Below are 3,084 nucleotides of genomic sequence, written 5' to 3'. Positions count from 1 at the left end.
ATCGATCTGATGAAGCAGAGCTGACCGCCATGACGCACACAAACGCCGTCTTCCTCTTTTCCGCTTTCCCTCCCCCTAAGACTCTGGCCGCGATCGGGGGAGCCCTGATCGGCCTCTCGCTGGTCGGCTACGGCCTGTGGGCGGCGATGACCCGGCGGCTCGACCAGTCGCGGCTCTGGATCTTCTTCGTCGCCGGTTTTCTGGTGACGGTCGGGCCGTCGGCAATCCTGTGGTTCATCGACCTGATGACGCGGAGCTAAGGCGATGAAGGCCCGCTCGGTGGTGTTCACCCATGTCCAATGGCCGTTCACGATCTTCGGCTTGCCGCCTGCTCTGATGATCCTGGCGGTGGCTCCGGCGGTGGCCGTCTATGGGCTGGCGATCCTGCTGGGCGGCATCGCACTGTCGATGATCGCCTTCGCCCTGGTGCTGGCGGTCGGGCTGTCCGTGGCCTATCGACTGGCCCGGCGCGACCGTCATATCGACAGCGTCGCCCTGGCGGTGGCGCTGTTCTGGAAAGTCTCCCCGCGTCGATGGCTGCTGGCCGGGGCGTCCCCCGCCGCGCGTTCCCGGAGGACGCGGCCATGAGCCTGTGGCCGCTCGCGATCGGCGTGGGAAGCGCCGCCGTGGCCGTCGGAGCCCTTGCGGTTCCGGCGGCCCGGCGGATCGCCTTTGGCTCGGTCGAGTTCAACTGGCTCGGCCACGAGCTGGAGCTCGACCGGATCGAGCCCGATCATTTCACCGTCCGGCTTAAATCCGGCACCGTGCTCCGCGCCTTTCGCCTGGACGGGCTCGCCTACGACACCCGCCCCGAAGCCGAGCAGGCGGCGCTGCATCAGGGCCGGGCCGATTTCCTGGCCGCCTGCGCCGCACGGGGCGTCACGGTGCGCCTGTACGGAATCAAACGCCGTCAGGATTCGGTTTCGCCCGCGACCTGGCCATCTCCGGCTCTGACCGAGATCGGCGCGGCCGAAGCGGCGCTGTACCGCTCGGCCTTTGCTCTGTCCTGGTATCTCACCCTGCAAAGCCCGGCTCCGCATCAGTTGGAGGAAGCCGACGACAAGCTGCACGCCTTGCTCGCGGGCTATCGACCCAAACGATTGGCTCGGCCAACCGACCCGGAGGCCGATTGCCCGCTGACCGGGTTCCTGAACGGCCTGATCTGCGGCGATTACCGCGCCGATCTGCGGGCGGTGTCGGTCAACATCTCGGCCAATCTGCCCGCCGCCGATCTGATCTTCACCCCCGACGGCACGATCTCGGCCCACCTGCCGACGAAGACCTTCCACCGCATCATCGCGGTGCGGGAATGGCCCGACATGGTCTCCGGCCATCTGCTCCACGAGCTGATGGCGGTGCCGGGCGAGATCGAGCTGTCCCAGATCGCCCTGCCGACCGGCCGCGACAAAACCCTGCTGCTGTTGAAGCGTGGCGCCAACAGCGCCTTCGGCTCGGCCCAGGCCGCCGGAGAATGCGCCGCCGCGATCGAGCTGCTGGCCCAAGGCCGCACCGCGCTGGTGGCGACCCAACTGGCCATCGTGCTGCGCGCCGCCGACGAAACCGAGCTCAATGATTTGACCGCTCAGGTCGCCCGCATCCTGGCCGACCGCCGAATTGTCGCCTCGGTCGAAACCCGAGGGGCGGCGGTGGTGTGGTTCAACCGTCTGCCCGACCGCGACCGCCTGCTGCGCCCCTTGAAGCTGTTCGTCGAGAACGTCGCCGCCCTGTGGCCGTTCGAGAATGCGCCGACCGGCCTGCCCGAATCCCAATACGGCAAGGGTCCGGTGCGCTCCTTCATGACCGGGAGCGGACAGGCCTACCGCTTCCAGTTCCAATGCTCGGTCGCTCCCAAGGCGCTGGGGCATTTCGTCGTCTTCGCCCCCTCGAACTCGGGCAAATCGACCCTGGTGCTGCATCTGCTGGGCGGGCTGGCGAAGTTCGAGGGCATCCGCTCGACGATCTTCGATTCGAAGGAAGGTGCCCGCTTCATGATCGAGGCGCTGGGCGGCCTCTATCAGCCGTTCGACCGCCTCGCTCTCAACCCGCTCGATTGCGACGACAGCCCGATCAACCGCCAGCGCCTGGCGCTGTTGATCCGGCTGATGCTGGGCGAGGCAGGCGATACCGCCGGGATCGAGGACATCCTCGCCCACGTTGCCGAAACCGCCTTTCAATTGCCGATCGAGGCGCGGACCTTCGATCAGATCTTCCCGCTGACCTTCCCCGCCCACAGCGAGGCGCGCAAGAGCTTCGCCCGCTGGGTCGTCGATGCCAAGGGCCGCGCCGGGCTTTACGCCAACACCTTCAACGCACCCAGGGACAGCCTGTCCGGCTTCCTCGACCGCGCCTTCCTCACCGGCATCAACATGAATGAGGCGCTGGAAGACCCGGCGCTGGGGGCACCCGTCGTCGCCCATATCAGTACCGCGATCGAGCGGATGGCGCGTGAAGGCCGGGTCAAGGGCTTTGCCGTCTTCATCGACGAAGCCGCCAACCTGCTCAGAAACCCCGCCTTCCGCGATCTGGCGGCGGTGATGTACCGCGAATACCGCAAGTTCGGCGGCGCGGTCGGCATGGCGTTCCAGGACCCCGGCGCGCTGCACAAATCCGGCATCGCCGATGCGGTGATCGAGAACACCGCGACCTTCTTCTTCTATCCCAATCCCCAGGGCAACCGCTCGGCCTACGAGCCGTTCAACCTCAACGACGAGCAAAAGAGCTTCATCTTCGGCGCGCCCGAGGGCCGCAAGGTGCTGCTGGTCAAACGCGACGCCGCCACCGGCTTCGAGGAATCGACCGTGCTCGATATCGACCTCGCCCCCTTGGGTCCGGCGCTGCGCTTCTATCGCTCCGGCCCCGACGCGGTGCGCGAGCTCACGGCACTTCAGGAAAAATGGGGGGAGCAATGGCGCGCGCACCTCTGAAAGTGGCCCTGCTGCTCTCCGCCGCTTTGACCGTCACCGCTCCGGCCGCCCTAGGCGGCGGAATGCCGGTGTTCGACGGCACCTTGTTGGGTCAGGCGGTCGAACAACTGAAGTCGATGCAGGAGCAGATCAAGAACCAGCTCGCTCAACTGAACGAGCT

The 3,084-nt window shown here is 66.8% G+C and carries 2 protein-coding genes and 1 pseudogene; all 3 read left to right on the top strand.

Features of this window, described 5'->3' with window-relative positions; genetic code table 11:
* A pseudogene (locus tag K678_RS17180) lies at positions 1–260 on the top strand (hypothetical protein); the annotation flags it as partial.
* A gap of 4 nt (positions 261–264) precedes the next feature.
* Positions 265–588, top strand: a complete 324-nt coding sequence (locus tag K678_RS17175; protein WP_021133754.1) for a hypothetical protein — start codon at positions 265–267, stop codon at positions 586–588.
* The gene (locus tag K678_RS17170; RefSeq protein WP_021133753.1) at positions 585–2,924 is read left to right on the top strand and encodes a VirB4 family type IV secretion system protein; all 2,340 of its coding nucleotides are present in this window, start codon (positions 585–587) and stop codon (positions 2,922–2,924) included. The genes K678_RS17175 and K678_RS17170 overlap by 4 nt, the downstream gene beginning before the upstream one ends.
* Positions 2,925–3,084: the final 160 nt, after the last annotated feature.

Origin of the sequence: Magnetospirillum fulvum MGU-K5 (genome assembly GCF_000442515.1) — a bacterium.
Lineage (GTDB): Bacteria > Pseudomonadota > Alphaproteobacteria > Rhodospirillales > Magnetospirillaceae > Phaeospirillum > Phaeospirillum fulvum_B.
Note: the sequence above shows the minus strand (reverse complement) of the source record. Positions and strands in the feature narration are given on the sequence as shown.

Bases quoted from the DNA above. Each gene is read 5' to 3' on its own strand.
- K678_RS17170 (WP_021133753.1), top strand. From the start codon at position 585: ATGAGCCTGTGGCCGCTCGCGATCGGCGTGGGAAGCGCCGCCGTGGCC.
- K678_RS17175 (WP_021133754.1), top strand. From the start codon at position 265: ATGAAGGCCCGCTCGGTGGTGTTCACCCATGTCCAATGGCCGTTCACG.